Below are 21,966 nucleotides of genomic sequence, written 5' to 3'. Positions count from 1 at the left end.
AGGTGGGCGCGTTCGCGGCCCAGCGGATCGGCGGGCGCGGTCGGGTCGTCGTGCGTGGTCTCGGGGGCGTGCGCGGGCACGGGACTGCCTCCAGCTGCTGGGTGCGGAACAGATGGCCCGCCGGTTTCCGGCCGGAGGGCGGCTCTCCCCGGTGAGACGGTGGGAGGCGGCAAGAGCGGAGATTCTAGCCACCGGGGCGGAGCCGCGCTAACGCATTACGCGGCGCGGATCACGGGATGTGCAGGGAGGAGACGAGCCGCTCGTGCATCTCCTCCACGGTCTTCCGGTTCTCCGCGGGACCGATGGTGATCGCCATGACGAGATGGTCGTCGTCGGAGACGATGCGGATGAAGCCGGCCTCGGGGGCGCCGCCGCCGCTGCTGGAGAGGCGTGCGTCGAGGGCCGGGCGGCCGTCGGCCGTCGTCCTGCGGACCTGGCTGCTGGTCAAAGTGCCGTCGTCGTCCTCGGGCTGGTTGTAGGCGATGAGGAAGCCCTTGAGGTTGTCCTCCAGGGCGAACCGGTCGCCCGGCATGTCGTGGACGGTGAAGCCGGCGGCGCCGTCCTGCGGGACCTCCACGCCGTAGGCGCGGAAATCGACCGTCTCGTCGCCGACGGGGACGGAGGACTTGTGGACCCGGGCCGTTCCGGGGAGGTCGGCCGTGATGCCGCTGGGGGGATCGGTGGTCTTCACCCAGTTCCCGGCGGGTTCCGTGGGCGGCGGGGGCGCGAGCGCGAGCCCGTGCTTGGCGGCCGCGCAGGCGGGGGCCGGGGCGGCGGACGCACCGGCGGACGGCAGCAGACCCGCTGTGACCAGGGCTGTCGACGCGCAGAGCAGTGCGAGGCGCCGCGTCCGGGAACGGTGGGTCATGCGGATCACTCCCCGGCGTGGTCGCCTGTACCGCGGACCTTCCCAGCGTCGGTCCCGTTCGGCCCGCATGCATCCGGACGGGTGTCATACCGCGGAGCGTCAGACCCCAGTACGGCCCTTAGGGGGTGTCATGCGACGGGAGGAGGACCCGGGAGGCCGTGAAGTTCCCTCCCGGGAGCGATGTGCGGGCCGGCGCGAAAACGCACCATGGATTCATGAGCCCCGCAACCTTCGACCCGACCCAGGGCAGCCGTCCCAGCGGCGCCGACTCCGACTCACGCCCGCGCCCCGGCCTCAGCGGCATGCTGCGCGCGGTCAAAATCTTCGCGGCGACCGCCGTCAGCGTCGTCGTCCTCGGTGACTACGCCGAGGACGCCGGCGTCATACGTCACTGAACCGCCGGGCCCGCACAGCGCATCCACTGATCCACTAGGGTCACGCGGGTGACCCGGAGCCCCGTTCCCAGCCGCTCGCCGTCGTTCCTCGCCGGTGCGCTGCTGACCGGCTCGCTGCTGATGCTGGGCGTGCTCTGCATTGCCCTGCGCATCCCGGTGGCCGACGCTCTGGTCCAGGGGTTCTCCGCCGCCGAGTGGGAGCCGACCGCCACGTACCCGCCCTTCGCGGCGATCCTGTTCACACCGGCCGCATGGCTGCCGACGGGCGCGCTGAAGGCCGTCCTCGTCCTCGGCAACGCCGGTCTGCTCGCCCTGCTGATCACGCTGTCCTGCCGCCTCGCGGGACTGCGGTCCCGGCCCGGGCCCGTGCTGGCCGCGACCATCGCCGGACTGTGGCTGCAACCGCTGTTCCAGGGGCCGCTCGCCGGCCAGATCAACCTGGCGCTCGCCTGCCTGGTCCTGTGGGACCTCGCCCGGCCCCGTTCGGCGCTCGGCAAGGGCTTCGCGCTGGGCATCGCCGCCGGGATCACCCTCGCCCCGGCGGCCATCGCCGCCTATCTCCTGCTGACCCGCCGCGTCCGCGCCGGGCTCACGGCGCTGGCGGCCTCGGCCGGTACCGCCCTGCTCGGGCTGCTGGTCCTCCCGGAGGCCTCCGCAGAGTTCTGGACCCGGCACCTGCCCGAGGCGGCCCGGGTCCTCGTGCTGGACTGGCCGCCCCTGTGGGTCTGGTGCGCTCCCTTACTGGCCGTCCTGACGGCCAGGGCCTGCCGCGGTCAGTCGCTCGCCAGCAGCTCGTCGGCGTCCATGATCCGGTAGGCGTACCCCTGCTCGGCGAGGAACCGCTGGCGGTGCGCCGCGAAGTCCTGGTCGATCGTGTCGCGCGCGACGACCGAGTAGAAGCGCGCCTCGTGGCCGTCCGCCTTCGGCCGCAGCACGCGGCCCAGACGCTGGGCCTCCTCCTGGCGGGAGCCGAAGGTGCCCGACACCTGGATGGCGACGGTGGCCTCGGGCAGGTCGATGGAGAAGTTCGCGACCTTCGAGACGACCAGCACGCTGATCTCGCCCTCGCGGAAGGCGTTGAAGAGCTTCTCGCGCTGCGCGTTGGAGGTCTCGCCCTTGATGACGGGGGCGTCCAGGTGCTCGCCCAGCTCGTCGAGCTGGTCGATGTACTGCCCGATGACCAGGGTCTGCTCGCCGCGGTGCTTGGCGACGAGCGCCTCGGTGACCTTGCGCTTGGTCGCCGTCGTCGCGCAGAAGCGGTACTTCTCCTCGGTCTCGGCGGTCGCGTAGGCGAGCCGCTCCGACTCGGTCAGATTGACCCGGACCTCCACGCAGTCGGCGGGCGCGATGTAGCCCTGCGCCTCGATCTCCTTCCACGGGGCGTCGAACCGCTTCGGCCCGATGAGCGAGAACACGTCCGACTCCCGTCCGTCCTCGCGCACCAGCGTCGCGGTCAGGCCGAGCCGGCGCCGCGCCTGCAGGTCGGCGGTGAACTTGAAGACCGGCGCGGGCAGCAGGTGCACCTCGTCGTAGACGATCAGGCCCCAGTCCCGGGAGTCGAAGAGCTCCAGGTGCGGGTAGACGCCCTTCCGCTTGGTCGTCAGGACCTGGTACGTGGCGATGGTGACGGGCCGGATCTCCTTGCGGGTGCCGGAGTACTCACCGATCTCGTCCTCGGTCAGGGAGGTCCGCTTGACCAGCTCGTGCTTCCACTGGCGGGCCGAGACGGTGTTCGTCACCAGGATCAGCGTCGTCGCCTTGGCCATCGCCATGGCCCCGGCACCGACCAGTGTCTTGCCGGCACCGCAGGGCAGTACGACCACACCGGAGCCGCCGTGCCAGAAGCCCTCGACGGCCTGCTGCTGGTACGGGCGCAGCGCCCAGCCGTCCTCGGCCAGTTCGATCGGGTGGGCCTCGCCGTCCACGTACCCGGCGAGGTCCTCGGCCGGCCAGCCCAGCTTGAGCAGGGTCTGCTTGATCTGGCCGCGTTCGGAGGGGTGCACGGCCACGGTGTCGGCGTCGAGCCGCGCGCCGACGAGCGGGGCGACCTTCTTGGACCGCAGGATCTCCTCCAGCACCGGACGGTCGGTGCTCGTCAGCACCAGTCCGTGTACGGGGTGCTTGGAGAGGGTCAGGCGGCCGTAGCGCGCCATGGTCTCGGCGACGTCGACGAGGAGCGCGTGCGGGACGGGGTAGCGGGAGTACTCGACGAGCGCGTCGACGACCTGCTCGGCGTCGTGGCCGGCGGCGCGGGCGTTCCACAGGCCGAGCGGGGTGATCCGGTAGGTGTGGATGTGCTCGGGGGCCCGCTCCAGCTCTGCGAAGGGAGCGATGGCCCGCCGGGCGGCTCCGGCGAGCTCGTGGTCGACTTCGAGAAGGAGGGTCTTGTCGCTCTGGACGATGAGTGGACCATTCACGCGCGGCGCCCCGTTTCATTCAGGTCAAACCTCCAGTGTGCCGTACGGCGCGGAGGCTGGGAACACGGCGCTTCGGCGGGTCAGCGGCCCAGGCCGTCCAGGAGCAGGGCGAGGCCGCCGTGGAACTCGCGGTCCGGGGTGAGCGAGCGGGCGCCGAGGGCGGCCTCGGTCATGTACGGGAACTCCTCCGCCGGGAGTTCGGCGATCGCGGCGGTGCCGGCGCCCGAGAGGGCGCCCAGGTGTTCCTGCTGGATCGCGCCGATCGCGTAGGCGAGCAGGGCCCGCAGCGCGATGATCCGCTCTTCGGGCCCGAGCCCCGCCTCGCCGAGCACGCCGAGGACGGTCTCGCCCCAGCGCATCACGCCCAGGGAGCGGTGCCGGTGGCTCATGGTGAGCGGCAGCACGGCGGGGTGCGCGCCGACGGTGTCCCGCATCCGGTCGACGAGGAGCGTGACGCGGGCGCGCCAGGGCCCGGCGGTCAGGGGCGGCGGGGTGCTGTCGACGGCGCCGAGGACGAGTTCGACGACGAGGGCTTCGAGTTCCCCGCGGTCCGCGACGTACCGGTACAGGGCCATGGTGCTGATGCCGAGTTCGACGGCGACGGCGCGCATGGACAGTCCGGGCAGACCCTCGCGGTCGATCACGGCGAGGGCCGCGGTGGCCAGTTGGTCCGGTGTGAGTGAGCGTGGGCGCGGCATGGTGATTGACAGCGTACGACATACGCTTACGCTGTAGGTGTAGGTCATACGCTTACGAAGGAGACCTCAGTGCAGCTCGACACCGGTTCCGTCGTCCGTACCCGCACCCTGACCGCCGTCGCGGACGGTGCACCCGTCACCGTGCCGGACCCCGAGCACCTCGTGCACCTCCAGTTCCGCCGGTTCGCCGGCTGCCCCATCTGCCATCTGCACCTGCGCTCGATCGTGCGGCGGCACGCCGAGATAGAGGCCGCGGGGATCCGGGAGGTCGTGGTCTTCCACTCCGGCGCCGACGAACTGCGCGAGCACGTGGCCGAGCTGCCCTTCGCGGTGATCGCGGACCCCCGCAAGCGGCTGTACGCGGAGTTCGGCGTCGAGTCGTCCCACCGCGCCCTGCTGGCCGCGCGCGCCTGGCGGGCGATCGCCGTGGGCACCCTCGACATCGTGCGCGGCCGGGCGAAGCCGCCGGCGCTCGTCCAGGAGGGCGGACGCCTCGGGCTCCCCGCGGACTTCCTCATCGCACCGGACGGGCGCGTGCTGGCCGCCGGGTACGGGGAGCATGCGGACGACCAGTGGCCCGTGGAGAAGCTCCTGACCCTGGCGGAACGGGCCCGCACGGCCCGGCACTGATACCCGCTTCGTTCCCGGCGCGACGTAGGGCAGGTGTTCCAGGGCCGAACGGGTAGACGGAAGGGGCCGATGGGGCGGCCGTCGATGTTGCGGGCGGGCCGTCGGGGGTGGGCGTCATACGGTGGCGGTCGCTGCCAGGCGACCTCGGAACGGACCCTCATGATGCAAACAAGCTGGGACCGCACGCTCTTCAGCACCTCCTCGGCCCCTGCCACCACCGTCACCCACGACACCGGCCTGCTGCTCCTCCGGCTCGTCGTCGGCCTCAGCATGGCCGGCCACGGCACGATGAAGCTCTTCGGCTGGTTCGGCGGCCCGGGCCTCACCGCGACCGGCAAGGGCTTCACCATGGCTGGCTACCCCGCCGGGGACGCCATGGCCGTCATCGCCGGTCTCTCCGAGACCCTGGGCGGCCTCGCCCTGGCCCTCGGTCTGCTCACCCCGCTCGCCGGAGCGGCCCTGACCGGCATCTTCATCAACGTCCTCGATGTCCGGGGCCTCAGCGCCTACTTCCCGCCCAAGGGCGTGGAACTGGAAGTGGTGCTGTTCGCCGCGGTCGTCGCCCTCACCCTCACCGGGCCGGGCCGCTTCGCCGCCGACCACTACCTTCCGGTGCTGCGCGAATCCCGCCCCCGCTACTCCCTGCTGGCCCTGCTCGTGGGCGTCGTCGCGGGGTTCATCGTCGTGCTCGTCCGGGACTGATCCGGGACCGGACCGGACCGCACCGGACCGCACCGGACCGTCCCGAACCGGCCCGCTACGCGCCCAGGTGCGGCAGCGGGCCCGACGGATACGGGGTCTCAACCGGCAGCAACGCCCGCGCGGCCGCCTCGTCCCCGGAACCGAGCAGGCCGCGGATCTCCCGGGCCAGCCCGGTCACGTCACGGATGCCGACCGTCCACTCGTCCGCGTAGGCCCGGGAGGCCGGACCGGACAGGCCCAGCTGCAGCGAGCGGTACGGCAGCGGGTTCAGCCGCAGGTCGCGCTCCGGGTCCCACTGGACCCGGGTGGGCGCCCCGCGCAGGGATTCCTTCCAGGCCGCCCGGTCCGCGTGCACGCCCGGCCTGTAGTGCGACAGGCAGGCGTCACGCAGCGCCCCGTCGAAGCCCTCGCGGGTGATCTCGACCGCCAGCACCGTCTCCTGGCCGTCCTTGGTGCCCCAGCCGCAGCGGTACATCATCCACAGGAACGACGGCTTGATCCACGTCATCCGCTCCCGCTTCCAGGCCGGCGGGAAGCGGCCGTCACGGGCGGCCGGCACCCCGAGCGCGGGGGAGTAGGCCTGGTAGACGGTGATCGTGGCCGCATTGTGCGCAGCGCGGATCTGGCGGTTCGGTACGTGGTCGGACATGGGCTCAGGATGATGGCCCGCCATCCCGACGGCCATTGGTTTTCTCCTACACCTGGTCGTCCGCCAACTCCGCGACACCGGTGATCCGGTGCAGCGCGTACGTCCGTACCTCGTCCGCCGTGTGGTCGTACCCGGTGACGAAGCCGCCCTCCACCCGGACCGGCGCGATGACCCGCTGGCTCGCCGCGCCCTCCGCGTTCACATAGCCGATCCACACCGCCGACCCGGTCAGCGCGGCCGCCTGCACCGTCGCCAGGGTCTCCGCCGCGCTCGTGCGCGGGAGTTCGCCCGGTACGGCGGCGGCCGACGGCGTCGCGGGCTCCTTGCGCACCGCCGTCGCCGCCACGTCGCCCGCGCGGATCGCCCGTACGGCAGCCGCCAGCAGCGTCGCATCCGGCACCGGCGGGCCCTCCGGCACCGGTACGGGCGCCGAGCGGGCCGGGGTGCGGTGGGCATCGGCCCGCGCCACCAGCACGTCGCCGGTGCGGGACTCCGCGGCCGGCGCGTAGCCCATCGTCCGCAACCCCTCCAGCAGGACGGTCGGTTCGGCCTGCGCGGCCAGCACCGTCGGTGCGAGGCGGCGCAGCCCCAGCCCGGCCGAGCGCTTGTCGGCCAGGATCTCGCCCAGCATCGCGTCGTCGTCGCAGCGCACGTACGAGGAGGCCGCGCCGACCCGCAGGTGCCCGTGCCGCCGGGCCACGTCGTCGATCAGGTAGGCCAGCGGCTGCGGGACCGGGGTGCGGCTGTGCTCCTTGAGGAAGGCGTGCAGGTCCGCGGCCGCGTGGCCGGCGTCCAGGGCCCGGCGCACCGAGCCGGGCGTGAACCGGTACACCGTCGCCCCGCCCTTGGACTCGACGTCCGCGAGCACGGCCAGCGTGTCGCCCAGCGGGCGGCGCAGCGGGCCGGGGGCCACCGCCGTCAGGTCGGCCTGCAGCAGTATGTGGTCCACCGGCTCCGGCAGCAGCGGGGCCAGCAGCGGCGACGGATCGCGGTGTTCCAGCAGGGCCCGGCCGGGCCCGGACAGGGCGCCCCGCCCGGTCACGCCGAGGACCTCCGCCTCCTCCAGCACCCAGTGCGCGAGACGGGCCCGCAGGTCGCTCGCACCGCGTACGGGCCGCTCCCAGGCGAGCCGCGCCAGCAGGGTCTCCGGGTCGGGGGACCCGCCCTCGGGCAGGGCCCCGAGGAGCTCCAGGACGCGTCGGCGCACCTCGGGGGCGGCGGAGCGGTCGAGTTCGGGGCCGAGCGCGGACAGCGTGCGCCCCTTGGCATCCTGCTCGCCGATCAGCGGTGCGGTGCGGGTGGCGGGCAGCCAGGCCGCCGCGAGGTGCGACCAGCGCTCGGCGGGCGGCAGGTCCACCCAGTCGTCGAAGGCCGGCGTGGGCGCGTACCGCTCGTCCGCCTCCCCGTCGCTGGCCAGCAGACCGGCCGCGTAGGCCAGTTCGATCCAGAAGGCCGCCTGCGGCTCGCTCGCGTCCAGGAGGGCCGCGGTCCGCTTCAGGTCCCGTACGGAGAGCCCGCCCGCCCGCAGCACCGGCGGACCGGCGTGCTCCCAGGACTTCACCAGCTCCTCGACGGTGGCCAGCGCGGCCAGCGCCTGCCCGGCGGCGTTCGCGTCCACAAGCTGTGGACGGTGCTCGCGGTGCGCGGGCACCGGCGGGGCCTGCGGCGCGGTGTCCCGGTGCGCGAGCCCGCCGCGCAGGTGCAGCGCCACCTCGCGGGGCAGTACGACGGTCCGCGCCGTCGCGGGCAGCAGCAGCCCCCGGTCGCGCAGCCAGCGCACCGGCGGGGTCGGGTTCGGCGTCACCTCCCCGTACGGCGGCCCCCACACGAGCCGGCCCAGCACCTGGTGGGCCTCCGCGGGAGCCTCGTCCAGCAGCGCGGACATCCGCTCCGGGTCGGTGAAAAGCCCGGTCAGCGCGGTCACCGCGGACACCGGGTCGTGGGTGGCGGGCAGTCCGACGGCCGCGACGATCTCCTGCACCCGGGTCGGCGACATCCCGGCGGTGGCCTCGGCGACGGTCGGGCCCAGGCCGGTCGGGGAGGGGCGGGAGGCGGACGGGGCGAGCAGCTCCCGTGCGGTGCGCACCAGCCGCAGCCGGTCCTCGTCGCCCCACACCAGGGCCTGGTCGCGCAGGGTGGCCAGGGCGCCGGGGAGCGCGTCGCGGGCCCGTTCGTCCTCGCCGCCCGTCAGCAGCCCCTCCAGCACCGGGTACGGGCACGGGTCCGGGGCCACCGCGAGGGCCTCCGCCGTCTGCAGGGCGAAGCGGTCCAGCCGGTCCAGGGCGCGCACCACCGAGGCCCGGGTCCCGGCGCGCGTGGCCAGCTGGGTCACATCGCCCGGCACCGGGCCGAGCAGGTCCGGGCGGGCGCGCAACAGGGCCGCGAGCGCCGCGTCGTCACGGGCGCGCAGCGCCTCGGCGAGTGAGCGCGGGGAGCTTCCCGCCGGGCTCCCGCCGGCGGATCCCGCCGCAGTGCTTGCCTCGGGCACAGTCGCCTCCTGGTCGCGTCGGCCGGTCAGTCGGCCGGTCCCCATCCGGTCAACGGTATCCGCTGCGCCCGCAGCAGCTCCACGGGCGCACGCGCTACCTTCGGGGCAGGGGGTAAGGGAGGAGCCTGGGCGTGGGGATCGAGAGCGACCAACTGGTCTACGAATATCTGAGCCGCGTCGGGGACTTGGCGCAACGACGGCAGCTGTCCTCCGGCGACCGGATGCGGCTGGTGTCGGGGCTGCGGGACGAGATCGACCGTCGGCGCGCCAAGTACGACCCGGACACCCCGGCCGCCGTACGCCGCATCCTGGAGCGGATCGGCACGCCCGAGGAGGTCCTGGACACCCTCGGGTCCCGGCAGGCCGCAGGCGCCGCCCCCGCCGAGCCCTCCGACGCGGGCCTGTCGGTGCCCGTCCAGCGCGCGCCGGGCCGGCTGCGCCGCCAGAACGTGCCCCCGGCGCGCCCGGCGGAGCCGGAGAACGTACCGCCACACCTGGCCGGGCTGGACGAACTCGGCCCCTCGGGCGGGGCCGAGCCCGACTGGTGGCGGGTCGGCCCGGGGGCGTACGGGAAGGGCCCGCAGGTCGAGGGCTTCGCGGGCGGCATCGAGATCCCGGACCTTTTCGAGGAGGGACCGGAGGACGGCGAGCCGGGGCGGACGGAGGCCGGGAAGGCCGGGAAGACGGCGCCCCCGCCCGGGGAGGACGAGGGGCGCGCACGAAGCCTCGTACGGTTCCTGCGCGAGCGGCGGCGCGCGAAGAAGGAGGCCGCGGCCGCCGACCCCGGGGCAGCGGCCCCGGAGGCGGCGGCCGGCCGCCCGCGGCCGAACGCGTTCCTGCTGCTGGCGGCGGCCGTCCTCGTCGTCGGCGCGGTCACCGGGTACTGGCTGCTCCTGATCATCGGCTGGGCCCTGCCGTACGCGTCCCGCGTGCTGCGGCCGGCCGAGCGCAAGTGGGCCGTCTTCGGCCCGCCCGGTGCGGTGCTCGCGGGGGCGGTGGTGTGGCTGTGGGGCCGGATGAACGGCAAGTGGGGGGAGACCCTGGCCGACGACCAGCTGAGCGGGGCGTTGCACGGGATGTGGCCGTGGGTGCTGAGGGGGGCGGCGCTGGCGTCCGTCCTGTACCTGGTGTGGCGGGCGCGGCGGCGGTAGCCGGGGAGGGGTCAGCCGGCCGGGACCGTGCGCTGCATCTCTTCCACCGGGTCCCGGTCGGCCGCCTTGACCAGGTCGAGGAAGGCGGTGGACTTGGCGAGGTCGAGGAGCTGCTGGGCGGTGACGGGCGCCGAGGTGTTCGACTCGTCGTGCGGGCCGACGCTCAGCGAGACGCTGCTGGTGCCGTAGCGGAACCAGACCCGGGACTCGGTGACATTGCCGTTGTTGATCGGCGAGGTCCACGCGTCGGCCTCGATGCCGCCGGGCAGGGTGGCCTTCGAGCAGACCGTGCCCTTGATCTCGCGGCAGGCCTGGTGCGCGGTGCCCGGTTCGAAGGGACGCACCGAGAAGAGGATGTGGAAGGCCTTGCCGTCCTTGGTGCCCTGGTAGTGCCGCACGTTCAGGTCGATCCGCTGCACGGTGCCGACCGACGGGGGCAGCAGCTGCTGGAGCACACCGACGGCCTGGTTCTGGAAGTTCTCCTGCCGGGCCCGCTCGGCGGGCGGCAGGTCGGCCATCGACGATTCGCCCGGACTGGGTTCGAGGTGGATCGGCGGCGGCGGTCCGGAGCTCGTCGGCGGCGCGGCCACGTCGATCACCCCGGGACTTCCGGTCGCGCCCTCGTCGTCGTCGCCCGGCAGGACGAAGGCCCCGGCCAGGCCGAGGCCGGCGACGGCCAGCACCGCACCGCCGATCGCCGCCCGGACGCGCGCCCTGCGGCGCAGGCCCTGGGCGCGGGCCGGGCCCACCAGGTCCGTCATGGCGGGCAGTTCCGCGGTCGCGCGGTCCATCGCATCGCGGACGAGCAGGGCCGCGGCCCGGTCGTCCGTGTGGTCCTCATGGGTGACCATGGCGTCTCCTCAGCTCTCGGTGGCGTACATGTGGGCCTCGCCGAGCTGCGCACGCAGCTTCACCAAGGCGCGCGAACACTGGCTCTTGACGGTGCCCTCGCTGCAGCGCAGCAGCTGGGCGACGGTCTCGACGCTCAGGTCCTCCCAGTAGCGCAGGACGACCATGGCCCGGGCCCGCGGCGGGAGTTCGGCGAGCGCGGCGAGCAGGGTGACGCGGAGCTCGGCGTGCTCGGGCCGGGGCGGCGCGTCGGCGCGCGTGTGGGCCAGGAGGTCGCGCAGGCGCCGCCGCCGCTCGGCGAGGAAGGTGCGGGTCAGCACGGTTCTGGCGTACGCGTCGGGGTGGTCGGCGGCGGACACCCGCCGCCAGTGCTGGAACAGCTTCGCGAGGGTCGTCTGGGTCAGATCGCGTGCGCCGTCGGCGTTCCCGCACAGCAGGTAAGCGGTCCGGTACAGCTTGCGCTGACTGGCCCGGGCAAAGGCCTCGAATTCGTGCTCGGAGCCTGGTGGCATCCGCCCTCCCCTTCACATCGTGTCTCTCACCCCTGTCCTGAGCGCTGCCACGGGGAAAAGGTTGAGAACGAATTTCACCGGATGCGGGAGGGGCGGGGAGAAGCGGGGCCGGGCGGGGAGAAGCGGGGCCGGGCCGCGTCCGGGCCGGTCGTTCACCTGCGGGAGGCCCGCTGTCGGCGTCCCGTACGGACGGCTCGGCACAATGGCAGGTATGAACCTCACCGTCGGCTTCGACCTCGACATGACCCTCATCGATTCCCGCCCGGGCATCAGGGCCGCCTACCGGGCCCTGTCGGCCGAAACGGGGACGTTCATCGACGCCGACGCCGCGGTCACCCGGCTGGGCCCGCCGCTGGACGAGGAGCTCGCGCACTGGTTCCCGGAGTCCCGGATCCCTGCGATGGCCGACCGCTACCGGGAGATCTACCCCACCCACGCCATCGGGCCGACGCCCGCGATGCCGGGTGCCCGCGAGGCGATCGAGGCCGTCCAGGCGCTCGGCGGCCGCGCGATCGTCGTCACGGCCAAGCACGAGCCGAACGCCCGCCTGCACCTGGCGCACCTCGGCATCGAGGCCGACGCGGTCATCGGCTGGCTCTGGGCGGAGGCCAAGGCCGGTGCGCTGCGCGAGTACGGCGCGCAGGTCTACGTCGGCGACCACGTCGGCGACGTACGCGGGGCCCGTACGGCCGGCGCGCTCTCCGTGGCGGTGCCGACCGGCCCGTGCCGCGAGGAGGAGCTGCGCGAAGCGGGGGCGGACGTGGTGCTGCCCGACCTCACCGCGCTGCCGCAGTGGCTCGCGCAGTACGTCGCCGCGCAGCCCGTCTGAGCGGGGCTCCGGCTACGCCTGTGAGGCCCGGGCCGCCCTGCGCTGCGCCGAGGCCGAGCGGAGCACGCCCGCCGCGGAGATCGCGAAGCCGACGCCCATGAGCATGCACACCGCCCACGCGTACGGCGGGAACGGGTCGATGTCGAGGAAGAGCGGAGCCATGGTCGCCAGCGTCGCCACGGCCCCGGCGATGAACACGATGCCGCCGGCCTTGACGAGTCCGTCGCCGGGCCGCGCTTCGTCGGAATGAGGAGTAACAGTCACCCCACCAGGGTAGTTGCCTGGCCGAAGGCAGCCGACGGCGAAGGACCGGGGAACGTCTTGTCACCCGGCCCCTGACCATTAGCCTTGAGATGGCGGGTCACACATGGCCCGCTGCGCTGTTGTCCGGAGCCGTTCACGGCACTTCGGACCCCGACGAGCACAAGGACAGAGGACGGACGTGCCTACCGGCAAGGTCAAGTGGTTCAACAGTGAGAAGGGCTTCGGCTTTCTCTCCCGTGACGACGGCGGCGACGTCTTCGTCCACTCGTCGGTGCTCCCCGCCGGGGTGGACGCACTCAAGCCCGGCCAGCGCGTCGAGTTCGGTGTCGTCGCGGGTCAGCGCGGTGACCAGGCACTTTCTGTGACAGTACTGGACCCGGCACCCTCCGTCGCGGCGGCGCAGCGGCGCAAGCCCGACGAGCTCGCCTCGATCGTGCAGGACCTCACGACCCTCCTGGAGAACATCACCCCGATGCTCGAGCGCGGCCGCTACCCCGACAAGGTGCACGGTACGAAGATCGCCGGCCTGCTGCGCGCGGTGGCCGACCAGCTCGACGTCTGACCGGCGCCCCGTCACGCGTTGCGACTGCGCCCCGCCACTCGAAAGAGCGGCGGGGCGCAGTCGTGTCGGCGGCCGTCAGTCCTGCGGGAAGTCCAGCGAGCCGGGCGCGATGGCCGGTACCAGCCCCTCGGCCGCCGCCCGGGTCAGCAGCCCGCGCACCGCCGCGTAGCCGGGTTCGCCGAGGGCGGCGGTGAACTCGTTCACGTAGAGCCCGATGTGCTGGTCGGCGACGGCCGGGTCCAGCTCCTGGGCGTGCGCGCGGACGTACGGGCGGGAGGCCTCCGGGTCGTCCCAGGCCATCCGGACCGACGTACGCGCCGACTCGGCCAGCGTGCGCAGCCGCTCGGCGCCCAGCGAGCGCTTGGCGATGATCGCGCCGAGCGGGATCGGCAGACCGGTCGTGGACTCCCAGTGCTGACCCATGTCGGCCAGGCAGTGCAGCCCGTAGTCCTGATAGGTGAACCGGGCCTCGTGGATCACCAGGCCGGCGTCCACCCGGCCGTCGCGGACCGCCGGCATGATCTCGTGGAACGGCAGGACGACCACCTTGCCGACACCCTCCGGCAGCACGTCCGCCGCCCACAGCCGGAACAGCAGGTAGGCGGTGGAACGCTCGCTCGGCACGGCGACCGTACGCCCGGCGAGGTCGAGCCCCGGCCCGCGGGTCAGGCTGGGATCCTTCACAAGCACGAGCGGGCCGCAGCCGCGCCCCAGCGCACCGCCGCAGGGCAGCAGCGCGTACTCCTCCAGCACCCACGGCAGAACGGCGTACGACACCTTCAGCACGTCCAGCTCGCCGCGCTCGGCCATGCCGTTGGTGATGTCGATGTCCGCGAAGGTGACGTCGAGGTCGGGCGCGCCCGGGACCCTGCCGTGCGCCCACGCGTCGAAGACGAAGGTGTCGTTCGGGCAGGGCGAATAGGCGATCCTCAGCGGTTCACCGGTGGTCGTGCTCATGGCGTTCTCCCCAGTTCGCGAGTACGGGCCCCAGCACGCGGAAGCCGTCGGTGAGCGCGGTGAGCGCGTCCCCGATCCGCCAGGCGGCGCGGTCCCGCGGGCCCACGGCGTTGGACACGGCGCGGATCTCCAGTACGGGCAGCCCGTGGGCGGCGGCCGCCTCCGCGACCCCGAACCCCTCCATGGCCTCGGCCCCGGCCATCGGGTGCCGGGCGGCGAGCACGGCGGCCCGTTCGGCGGTGCCGGTGACGGTGGAGACGGTCAGCACGGGCGCGAGCAGCGCCCCGGTCGCCTCGGCGGCGCGGGCGGCGAGCTCGGCGGGCGGCAGGTGCACGCTGTGCCCGAAGCCGAGCTCCGCCACGTCGAGGAAGCCGTCGGGGGTCTCGGCCCCCAGGTCGGCGGCGACGATGGCGTCGGCGACCACGAGGGAGCCGAGCGGGGCGGCGGGCGCGAACCCGCCGCCGATGCCGGCGGAGACGACGAGCGAGTAGTCGGCGAGGGCCAGGGCGGTGGCAGCCGCCGCGGCGGCGGCCGCGGGCCCGACACCTGCGACGAGCACGTCGAGGGCGATGCCCGGAAGGTCCCGACGGTGGATGAGGTAACCGCCGGGAAGAGTGCGCGGCTCAGGACCGGGAGTGTCCGGATGAGGGGTGAGACCGGTGGTGACGGAGTCTGCCTCCGCCGCCACCGCGGTCACGACGAGCGCGCGCACGGGTGCCGCCCGGTTACTTGAGCTTGAGGTTGAAGGACCAGACGGCGAGCGGCTTGCCGTCCTCGGCGATCTGCAGGAACGCCAGCTTCTTCGAGGAGGGGGCCTCGCCCTGGCCGCCGGTGGCGAAGACGTCGGCGCCGGGGAAGCTGCGGTAGGTGTTCGAGGAGGGCTCGGTGATCGGCTGGCCGTCCAGGACCGCCGACCAGCGCCTGCCGTCCTCGACGATCTCGGGCTCGACACCGAGACGCAGCGTGTCGCCCCGGGCGTACTCGACGGTCTTGGGGTTCTTGAGGTTGGTGAGGCACTCCTGGACCTGGTCCATGGAGAGCTCCTTGCCGTCGTTGTGGCAGGAGGCTTCGGCGGACACCGACGAGGTGCCGACCGTCACGGTCGCCAGCGGTGTCGGCTTCTCGCCGCAGGCGGAGAGGAGGAGGAGCCCGGCGGACACGGCTCCGAGGGCTGCGACGCTGCGGCGGGCCCTACCCGAGAAAAGCGGTGCGGTCATGAGCCGAAGGCTATCGGGCCCCTGGGCCGCGCCGCTGCATGGGGTACCGGTGGCCTGCGGCGCGGCGCGGCGAGGCGCGGTTCGGCTCCGCCGGTTCGGCCGGGTGCGGCGCCGCCCGGGGCTCCGCCCGGGCTTCCTGGGGCTCCGCCCCAGACCCCGCGCCTCAAGCGCAGGCGGGGCTGGATTGGCCGGCGGGGCGGCTTGGCCCGTGGGGGCTGGGGTGTCACGCCACGCGGGGGCGGGAGGTGCCCGCGTGGTGGCGGGGGGAGGAGAGGACACCGCGCAGCGCCATCGTCGTGCCCAGGGCGACGATCGCCGCGGCGACCGACATCCCCAGTACGCCGTTCAGCGGCAGCACGATGCCGATCGCGCCGCCCAGTACCCACGCGACTTGGAGCAAGGTCTCCGAACGGGCGAACGCGGAGGTCCGTACCGACTCCGGCACGTCCCGCTGGATCATCGCGTCCAGCGACAGCTTCGCCAGCGCCTGGCAGAAGCCCGCCGTCGCGGCCAGCACGGCCATGAACGGCCCGCTGAAGAACACCGCCGCGAGCACCGCCACGGCCAGCGTCAGGCACAGCACCGCCGCGATGATCGCCTCCGGCGCCCGCGCCCGCAGCCACGCGCCCGCCGCCGTGCCGCAGGCGTTGCCCACGCCCGCGGAGACGCCCACGATGCCCAGCGACACCGCCGCGCTCTGCCCCGCCAGGGGATGCTCGCGCAGCAGGAACGCCAGGAAGAAGATCAGGAACCCGGACAGCGCACGCATCGAGGCGTTCGCCAGCAGCCCGCACAGCACAGACCTGCTGACCGTCCGCAGGCCCGGCCGCTTCGAGTGCGCCTCGTGCGTGGACAGCCGCGCCCGGCGTTCCCCCTTGGCCTCGTCCACCTTGTGCGGCAGCGTGAACGCCGCGACCGTGCCCCACACGAAGATCAGGCAGGCGCCGTACAGCGGCCACTGCGGCCCGATGAGATTCAGCGCGGCACCCAGTGGCGCCGCCACGCCCGTGGCCAGCAGACCGGCCAGCGTGACCCGGGAGTTCGCCTTGACGAGTGAGAATTTCGGCGGCAGCAGCCGGGGCACCACCGCACTGCGCACCACCCCGTACGACTTCGACGCCACCAGCACGCCCAGCGCCGCCGGGTACAGCTGGATGCCCCCCGTGGCCACCGCGCCCGACATCAGCAGCGCCAGCAGCGCGCGGGCCAGCATCGCCGCCGCCATCGAGGCCCGGCGCCCGTGCGGCAGCCGGTCCAGGAGCGGGCCGATCACCGGGGCCAGCACCGTGAAGGGGGCCATCGTGATGCCGAGGTACAGGGCCACCCGGCCCCGTGCCTCGTCCGTGGGAACGGAGAAGAACACCGTCGAGGCCAGCGCCACCGTGATCATCATGTCGCCGGCGCCGTTGATGGCGTGCAGTTCGATCAGCTTGCCGAGGCCCGATTCGCCGGCCCCGTGCGCATGAGTGGCCCGCCGGATCCCGCGCGCCGGAAGGTGCAGCGCACGCCCGACAGCCCGGCCGGCCCGCCTGGCCGGTCCCGAGCCGTCGTCGGACGACCGTACGGGTGCCACACTCGACATAGTGCCCCACCCGGCCCTCCCGGGGCGCCTCCCGGCGCGTCGCGACGTCGGTGGCTTGTCCGCGAATCGGACCTTGCATGTGTGCCCGAGGCTTAAGACGAGGTAGCGTGCGTAGCGCGCCACCGGCGGTTGCTCCTGGCCGCGCGCCTCTTCGTGATCCCGCAGAATGGGTTGCAGTGAGGTGCGCCCGGAGTCCGATCGGGTGCGGACGTCGACGCGGCCCTCTGGTCCGCTCCGCCCGTGCCACGTACGGACAGCACCGACGGGTCGTTGTGGACGACAGTACGGACGGCGCACACGTGAGACGGCGTAGGAGAGAACGAGACCAGTGAGTGCTGCGACGACGCGAAGCCGTACCCCGCGTACCCCCGACCGCCTGTGCGTCGAGGCGGTAGAACTCGCCCGTGCGGCGGCCGAGGAGGCCGCCTTCCCCGGAGTGGTGGGCGCCCACGTCTCCGCCGTGGCGGAGGGCGACCGCGTCGTCACCCACTTCTTCGAGTCCAAGGAGCCCGGCTACCGCGGCTGGCGCTGGGCCGTCACCGTGACCCGCGCCTCCCGCGCGAAGAACGTCACCCTCGACGAAACGGTGCTGCTTCCGGGCGACGACGCACTGCTGGCCCCCGAATGGGTGCCGTGGAGCGAGCGGCTGCGCCCCGGCGACATGGGCCCCGGCGACCTGCTGCCCACCGACGCCGAGGACCTGCGCCTGGAGCCGGGCTGGTCGGGTGAGGACACCCCGCCGCCGAACTCCGTGGTCTCCACCGAAATGGCCGAACTGGTCGAGGCCGAGGACGCGGACGTCACCGACCGCGCGGTGGTCCCCGTACGGGGCTCCATCACCTCGGTCGCCGAGGAACTGGGCATGCGCCGGGCGCGCGTGCTGTCGCGGTACGGACTGCACACCGCCGCCGACCGCTGGGACGAGTCCTTCGGCGCCAAGACCCCGATGGCGCAGGCCGCGCCCGCCTCCTGCGTCTCCTGCGGCTTCCTGGTGGCCATCGGCGGCTCGCTCGGCCAGGCCTTCGGCGTGTGCGCGAACGAGTTCAGCCCGGCGGACGGCCGTCTGGTGTCGCTGTCCTACGGCTGCGGCGGCCACTCGGAGGCCGCGGTCATGCCGGCGCCGCTGCGGCCGGCGCCGCCGGTGCTCGACTCGATGGCCTCTGACGAGTTCACCCTGCGGCCGGCTCCCGACAGCGGATCGGTCCCGGTCTCGGAGTCCGACCTGCCGGCCGCGGACCTCGGCCACTCGTAGCCCGCCCGGCAGGCCCCCGTCCGGGGGCCTTGCGGCGTACCCTCGCCCCATGGGGGACAGGGACGCGGACACGGACATGGTGGGAATGACCGGCCGGGTGACCGGGACGGTCGGGCCGGGCCTGGTGGGCGAGGTCATCGTCCGGATCAGGGGCGGGGCGGAGCACTTCCTCGCCCACCCGGTCGCGGGGACCGGCCGGATCGCCGTCGGGACGGTGGTGACGGTGGTCGAGTACCTGCCGCCGCGCACCGTGTACGTGATGGCGGCCTACGACAACTGACGCCCCGTCCCACCTGTACGTATCAGGATGGCGACAAGACGCGGCCCATGTCTTCCGGCGCGGCCCCGGTGGGCGCAGACTCCCCTCGTCGGTGCCGAACGGCACCGCGCTAAGGGGGCGTTGCCGATGGCTATCGGCGTCGTGGCGGGAATTGTTCTCGCCGCAATCGTGGCTCTGATCGGCCTGTTCAAGCTCATGTGGCGGGTGGCCGAACCGAACGAGGCACTCGTCATCTCCGGCTCCACGCACAAGACCGAGGGTGTCGGTCAGGGCATGGGGTTCCGGATCGTCACCGGGCGGGGGACGCTCGTGCTCCCGGGCGTGCAAGCGGTACGGAAACTGTCCCTCGACCTCAACGAGACGCAGCTGTCGGTGGACTGCGTCACCCACCAGGGCATCCCGCTGCGGGTGAAGGGCGTGGTCATCTTCAAGGTCGGCGACGACCTTGTGTCGATCGCCAACGCGGCCCGCCGCTTCCTGGACCAGCAGAAGATGATGCCGGAGCGCGTGCACATCGTCTTCGCGGGCCATCTGCGGTCCATCGTGGGCGGGTTGACGGTCGAGGACATGATCCGCGACCGGGAGAAGCTGACGGGTCAGACCCGGATGGCCTGCGGCACCGAGATGGAGAAGCTCGGCCTGATCGTCGACTCGCTGCAGATCCACGAGATCGAGGACCCGACCGGTTACATCAAGAACCTGGCGATGCCGCACGCGGCGGCCGTGCAGCGGGACGCGCGGATCGCCCAGGCCGAGGCGAACCGGCTGGCCACGGAGGCCGAGCAGGCCGCCTTCGCCCGGATGGCCGAGGCGACGCGCGACAGCGAGATCCTGCAGGCCGGCTACCAGGCCGAGCGGGACAAGGCGGCGGCGACGGCCCGTCAGGCGGGCCCGCTGTCCGAGGCGGCCGCCCGCCAGGAGGTCGTCGTCCAGGAGACCCGGGTCGCGGAGCTGGAGGCGCACCGGCGCGAGCAGCAGCTGCAGGCGGACGTACGCAAGCCCGCGGACGCGGCGGCGTACGAGACCCGCACCCGGGCCGAGGCCGAGCGCGACGCCCGGATCTCGGCGGCGCAGGCGAAGGCACGGGAGACGGAGCTCGCGGCCGGCGCCGAGGCGACGCGGGTGACGACGGCGGCGACCGCGGACGCGCAGGCCGTGGAGGCGCGGGGCATCGCGTCGGCGAAGGCCACGCGGGCGACGGGCGAGGCGGAGGCCGCGGCCACGCAGGCGCGGGGCCTGGCGGAGGCGGAGTCTGCGAAGGCCCGCGGTCTGGCCGAGGCGGAAGCGATCAAGGCGCGGGCCGCCGCGCTGGCGGAGAACCAGGAGGCGGTGGTCGCGCAGCAGCTGGCCGAGAACTGGCCGGCGATCGTGGAGGCGGGCGCGGGCGCCTTCGGGAACGTGGAGCACATGGTCCTGCTGAACGGGGCCGAGGGCATGTCGGAGATGTTCGCCAAGGCCCTCACGATGGGCGGCACGGGGCTGGGCGTGGCCCGCCAGCTCCTGGCCTCGATGGGCCAGGCCCCGGCCCCGGGAACTCCGTCCCCGGCCACCCCGCCGGTGAACGGCCGCATCCCGATCCGCGAGGAGTAACCCTCTCGGGCCGCCGATTCAGACCCTCGGGCCCATCTCAGCCCCTCCGGCGTTTGAGGAGCGGGGTCCGGGGCGGAGCCCCGGCAACGGCGCGGGCGCCGAACCGTCGTGTTCCGGCGCGGCGCCGTCGCCGGGGGCGCCGCCCCCGGACCCCCGCGCCTCAAACGCCGGCGAGGCTGGATGGGGCGGCGAGGCCGGATGGGGCGGCGGAGCCGGATGTGTGTCGGGCGGTCGGGTCAGTTGCCGCCGCGTCGGCGGAGGAGGCGTTTGGCTCCGAAGACCAGGATCAGGCAGGCCGCCAGGACGAGCGCGCCCTTGCCGAAGCCACCCGTCGGCTCCGTCGCCGGGGACGCGCCCGACGGGGAGCCCGGCTGCGGCGACGCCGACGGGGCGGCGGCCGCGGCCACCGGGACCGCGATGACCCGGCTGCCCTCGCCCTCCGCGCCGAACATCAGCGTGGAGCCGTCCGCCGTGTACGTCACCGACTCCGCCTGGCCCTGCCACGGCGCGTCCACCCGCTCGCCCTCACCCACCGGCAGGCCGTCCTTCCACGGGTAGGTGCGGGCCGTGAAGTAGCCCCGCAGGGTCAGCCGGGTGCCGTCCGGGGAGAACGCCCCGTCCGTCACCCACGGCACGTCGGCGACCCGCCGGAACACGTTCGTGCCGCCCGTCGACAGCTCGGCCGGGCCCTCGTACAGGCCGCCCTTGTTCTCGTCCTTGCTCGCGATGTACACCCGCCCCGTCACCGGATGCACCATCAGAGCCTCCGCGTTGCGCGCCCCCTCCGCGTACTTCACGGTGAACTGCGTGGCCTTGACGGTCGCGTCGCCCAGTTGCTTCGGTTCCGGGAAGCGGTAGATCCACACGTGGTCCCAGGTGCCGCCGCGGTTGTCGCCGATGTCCCCGACGTAGAGCTGCCCGTCCGGACCGAGCGAGATCGCCTCGACGTCGCGCGGCTTGCCGATGCCCGTCAGCGTCACCCTGGCCACCGTCCTGCCCGTGGCCGAGTCCACCGCGTAGATGTACGGGCCGTCGTCGCTGTCGTTGTGCGTCCAGTACACACCGGGGTGGATCCGGCTGGCGGCCAGGCCGCTCGACTCCTTGATCCGCGGGTCGGAGAGGGTGAAGGAGGACGCGGTGGGGGTCTCCGCCGCCAGGGCCGGGCCCGGCAGCACGGCGAGGGCGGCGGCGAGGGCGGCGGTCACGGCGACGGCGGCGGACGCGGCGGCGGGCGGCATGGGCAGGCGCATTCCCCCAGCCTGCCAGTACGTGCCGCGTGTCCGGCGTCACAGGAGTTTCTGTCGCGCGATCCGCGATGATGACCGGATGCGTTTCATGTTCGTCGGCGACTCCATGACCATCGGACGCGCCGGCGACTGCACCTGGCGCTACCGGATGTGGCAGCACCTCGGCTCGACCTTCGACGGCCCCCACCGGATCGTCGGTCCGCGCTGCGAGCTGTACGACACCGCCACCGATGCGCCCACCAGTCACGCGTACGCCGACCCGGGCTTCCCGGAGCACGCCCGCCGCCACCTGGCCGGCTGGGGCGAGGGCTGGCAGCACATGGCCCCCCTCATCGGCCCCGCGCTCGCCGCCACCGGTGCCGACGTGCTGCTGGTCTCCCTCGGGCTGATCGACCTCGGCTTCTACACCGACGCCGAGCAGACCGCCGCCAACGCCCGCCGGTTCGTCGCGGAGGCCCGCGCCGCCCGCCCCGGTGTCCGGATGGTCCTGCTGCCGGTCATCCCGAACAGCCGGGCCGAGGAGGACGCCCCCTTCGCGGCCGAGGTGGCCCGCTTCAACGAGCTCCTCGCGAAGGCCGTCGCCGACCTGACGACCGAGGCCTCGCCGATCCTGCTGGCCGCGCGCCCGGAGGCGTACGACATTCACCACGACACTTACGACGGCACTCACCCCAACGCCTCCGGCGAGCACCGGCTGGCGGGCGAGTTCGCGGCCGTCCTGCACCAGGCGTGGGGGATCGGCGGCCCCTACCGGCGGGAGCCGGGGCCGTAACACGCCCTTCACGGCGGGGTCTTGCTTCGAGCGCACTCGAAGCAGTTGGCTAGTG

24 protein-coding genes are annotated in these 21,966 nt (G+C 73.6%); 11 read left to right on the top strand and 13 right to left on the bottom strand.

The genetic code is table 11. The features are described from left to right. Positions 1–229 precede the first annotated feature (229 nt). The gene (locus tag OG753_RS19880; RefSeq protein ID WP_405789431.1) at positions 230–868 is read right to left on the bottom strand and encodes a hypothetical protein; all 639 of its coding nucleotides are present in this window, start codon (positions 866–868) and stop codon (positions 230–232) included. A 215-nt stretch (positions 869–1,083) separates the two neighbouring features. Between OG753_RS19880 and OG753_RS19875 the strand changes: the two genes are divergently transcribed. Beyond that, positions 1,084–1,263, top strand: a complete 180-nt coding sequence (locus tag OG753_RS19875) for a hypothetical protein (RefSeq protein WP_405789430.1) — start codon at positions 1,084–1,086, stop codon at positions 1,261–1,263. A gap of 48 nt (positions 1,264–1,311) precedes the next feature. After that, positions 1,312–2,079: a glycosyltransferase 87 family protein gene (locus OG753_RS19870; protein WP_327263105.1), complete on the top strand. Its 768-nt coding sequence runs from the start codon at positions 1,312–1,314 to the stop codon at positions 2,077–2,079. Here the strand turns inward: OG753_RS19870 and OG753_RS19865 are convergent. Together OG753_RS19865 and OG753_RS19860 are read right to left on the bottom strand one after the other, a co-directional pair. After that, positions 2,037–3,680: a DNA repair helicase XPB gene (locus tag OG753_RS19865; protein ID WP_189735079.1), complete on the bottom strand. Its 1,644-nt coding sequence runs from the start codon at positions 3,678–3,680 to the stop codon at positions 2,037–2,039. The genes OG753_RS19870 and OG753_RS19865 overlap by 43 nt on opposite strands. Positions 3,681–3,760: 80 nt before the next feature. Next, entirely contained in the window at positions 3,761–4,378 is a 618-nt protein-coding gene (locus tag OG753_RS19860; protein WP_405789429.1) for a TetR/AcrR family transcriptional regulator, read from the bottom strand. Between the two features lie 69 nt (positions 4,379–4,447). Here OG753_RS19860 and OG753_RS19855 point away from each other — a divergent pair, with 69 nt between their 5' ends. Together OG753_RS19855 and OG753_RS19850 are read left to right on the top strand one after the other, a co-directional pair. Then, a complete protein-coding gene (locus OG753_RS19855) occupies positions 4,448–5,008 on the top strand; it encodes a peroxiredoxin-like family protein (RefSeq protein ID WP_405789427.1) in 561 nt (186 codons plus the stop codon). 159 nt (positions 5,009–5,167) lie between these two features. After that, positions 5,168–5,710 (top strand): DoxX family membrane protein, encoded by a 543-nt coding sequence (locus tag OG753_RS19850; RefSeq protein WP_401279108.1) that lies wholly within the window; start codon positions 5,168–5,170, stop codon positions 5,708–5,710. 55 nt (positions 5,711–5,765) lie between these two features. Here OG753_RS19850 and OG753_RS19845 read toward each other — a convergent pair whose 3' ends face one another. Continuing rightward, on the bottom strand, positions 5,766–6,359 hold the full coding sequence (locus tag OG753_RS19845) for a DUF4291 domain-containing protein (protein WP_327263102.1): 594 nt from the start codon (positions 6,357–6,359) through the stop codon (positions 5,766–5,768). Between the two features lie 46 nt (positions 6,360–6,405). After that, positions 6,406–8,892 carry a helicase-associated domain-containing protein gene (locus tag OG753_RS19840; RefSeq protein ID WP_405789425.1) on the bottom strand — a complete coding sequence of 829 codons (2,487 nt, stop codon included), beginning with the start codon at positions 8,890–8,892 and terminating at the stop codon, positions 6,406–6,408. A gap of 86 nt (positions 8,893–8,978) precedes the next feature. On the opposite strand from OG753_RS19840, the gene OG753_RS19835 reads away from it, so the two are divergent. Continuing rightward, positions 8,979–9,998: a hypothetical protein gene (locus OG753_RS19835; RefSeq protein WP_405789424.1), complete on the top strand. Its 1,020-nt coding sequence runs from the start codon at positions 8,979–8,981 to the stop codon at positions 9,996–9,998. 11 nt (positions 9,999–10,009) lie between these two features. On the opposite strand, the gene OG753_RS19830 is transcribed toward OG753_RS19835, so the two are convergent. Together OG753_RS19830 and OG753_RS19825 are read right to left on the bottom strand one after the other, a co-directional pair. After that, positions 10,010–10,849 carry a hypothetical protein gene (locus OG753_RS19830; RefSeq protein WP_327263099.1) on the bottom strand — a complete coding sequence of 280 codons (840 nt, stop codon included), beginning with the start codon at positions 10,847–10,849 and terminating at the stop codon, positions 10,010–10,012. A 9-nt stretch (positions 10,850–10,858) separates the two neighbouring features. After that, complete coding sequence (locus OG753_RS19825) at positions 10,859–11,359, bottom strand: SigE family RNA polymerase sigma factor (protein WP_405789422.1); 501 nt, start codon at positions 11,357–11,359, stop codon at positions 10,859–10,861. Between the two features lie 211 nt (positions 11,360–11,570). On the opposite strand from OG753_RS19825, the gene OG753_RS19820 reads away from it, so the two are divergent. After that, positions 11,571–12,188 (top strand): HAD family hydrolase, encoded by a 618-nt coding sequence (locus tag OG753_RS19820; RefSeq protein ID WP_327263097.1) that lies wholly within the window; start codon positions 11,571–11,573, stop codon positions 12,186–12,188. A gap of 12 nt (positions 12,189–12,200) precedes the next feature. Here OG753_RS19820 and OG753_RS19815 read toward each other — a convergent pair whose 3' ends face one another. Then, positions 12,201–12,452: a hypothetical protein gene (locus OG753_RS19815; protein ID WP_327263096.1), complete on the bottom strand. Its 252-nt coding sequence runs from the start codon at positions 12,450–12,452 to the stop codon at positions 12,201–12,203. A gap of 178 nt (positions 12,453–12,630) precedes the next feature. Here OG753_RS19815 and OG753_RS19810 point away from each other — a divergent pair, with 178 nt between their 5' ends. Further along, the gene (locus OG753_RS19810) at positions 12,631–13,014 is read left to right on the top strand and encodes a cold-shock protein (protein ID WP_030012939.1); all 384 of its coding nucleotides are present in this window, start codon (positions 12,631–12,633) and stop codon (positions 13,012–13,014) included. Between the two features lie 75 nt (positions 13,015–13,089). On the opposite strand, the gene OG753_RS19805 is transcribed toward OG753_RS19810, so the two are convergent. The 4 genes from OG753_RS19805 to OG753_RS19790 all read right to left on the bottom strand — a co-directional run bounded on the left by OG753_RS19805 (position 13,090) and on the right by OG753_RS19790 (position 16,599). Then, positions 13,090–13,971, bottom strand: coding sequence for a 1,4-dihydroxy-6-naphthoate synthase (locus OG753_RS19805; RefSeq protein WP_405789419.1), 882 nt, complete (start codon positions 13,969–13,971; stop codon positions 13,090–13,092). Beyond that, positions 13,952–14,683 carry a futalosine hydrolase gene (locus OG753_RS19800; protein ID WP_327263094.1) on the bottom strand — a complete coding sequence of 244 codons (732 nt, stop codon included), beginning with the start codon at positions 14,681–14,683 and terminating at the stop codon, positions 13,952–13,954. The genes OG753_RS19805 and OG753_RS19800 overlap by 20 nt, the downstream gene beginning before the upstream one ends. A gap of 13 nt (positions 14,684–14,696) precedes the next feature. After that, positions 14,697–15,188, bottom strand: coding sequence for a DUF2771 domain-containing protein (locus tag OG753_RS19795; RefSeq protein ID WP_327263093.1), 492 nt, complete (start codon positions 15,186–15,188; stop codon positions 14,697–14,699). 223 nt (positions 15,189–15,411) lie between these two features. Continuing rightward, positions 15,412–16,599 carry an MFS transporter gene (locus OG753_RS19790; protein WP_405792732.1) on the bottom strand — a complete coding sequence of 396 codons (1,188 nt, stop codon included), beginning with the start codon at positions 16,597–16,599 and terminating at the stop codon, positions 15,412–15,414. Between the two features lie 499 nt (positions 16,600–17,098). On the opposite strand from OG753_RS19790, the gene OG753_RS19785 reads away from it, so the two are divergent. The 3 genes from OG753_RS19785 to OG753_RS19775 all read left to right on the top strand — a co-directional run bounded on the left by OG753_RS19785 (position 17,099) and on the right by OG753_RS19775 (position 19,892). Continuing rightward, a complete protein-coding gene (locus OG753_RS19785) occupies positions 17,099–18,022 on the top strand; it encodes a DUF3027 domain-containing protein (RefSeq protein WP_327263091.1) in 924 nt (307 codons plus the stop codon). 76 nt (positions 18,023–18,098) lie between these two features. Next, positions 18,099–18,302, top strand: a complete 204-nt coding sequence (locus tag OG753_RS19780) for a hypothetical protein (RefSeq protein ID WP_327266828.1) — start codon at positions 18,099–18,101, stop codon at positions 18,300–18,302. Between the two features lie 126 nt (positions 18,303–18,428). Next, on the top strand, positions 18,429–19,892 hold the full coding sequence (locus OG753_RS19775) for an SPFH domain-containing protein (protein WP_327263090.1): 1,464 nt from the start codon (positions 18,429–18,431) through the stop codon (positions 19,890–19,892). Between the two features lie 236 nt (positions 19,893–20,128). On the opposite strand, the gene OG753_RS19770 is transcribed toward OG753_RS19775, so the two are convergent. Continuing rightward, entirely contained in the window at positions 20,129–21,142 is a 1,014-nt protein-coding gene (locus OG753_RS19770; protein ID WP_327263089.1) for a WD40 repeat domain-containing protein, read from the bottom strand. Between the two features lie 76 nt (positions 21,143–21,218). On the opposite strand from OG753_RS19770, the gene OG753_RS19765 reads away from it, so the two are divergent. Beyond that, positions 21,219–21,911, top strand: a complete 693-nt coding sequence (locus tag OG753_RS19765; protein ID WP_327263088.1) for a GDSL-type esterase/lipase family protein — start codon at positions 21,219–21,221, stop codon at positions 21,909–21,911. Positions 21,912–21,966 lie beyond the last annotated feature (55 nt).

This window comes from Streptomyces sp. NBC_00029 (genome assembly GCF_045160505.1).
Lineage (GTDB): Bacteria > Actinomycetota > Actinomycetes > Streptomycetales > Streptomycetaceae > Streptomyces.
Note: the sequence above shows the minus strand (reverse complement) of the source record. Positions and strands in the feature narration are given on the sequence as shown.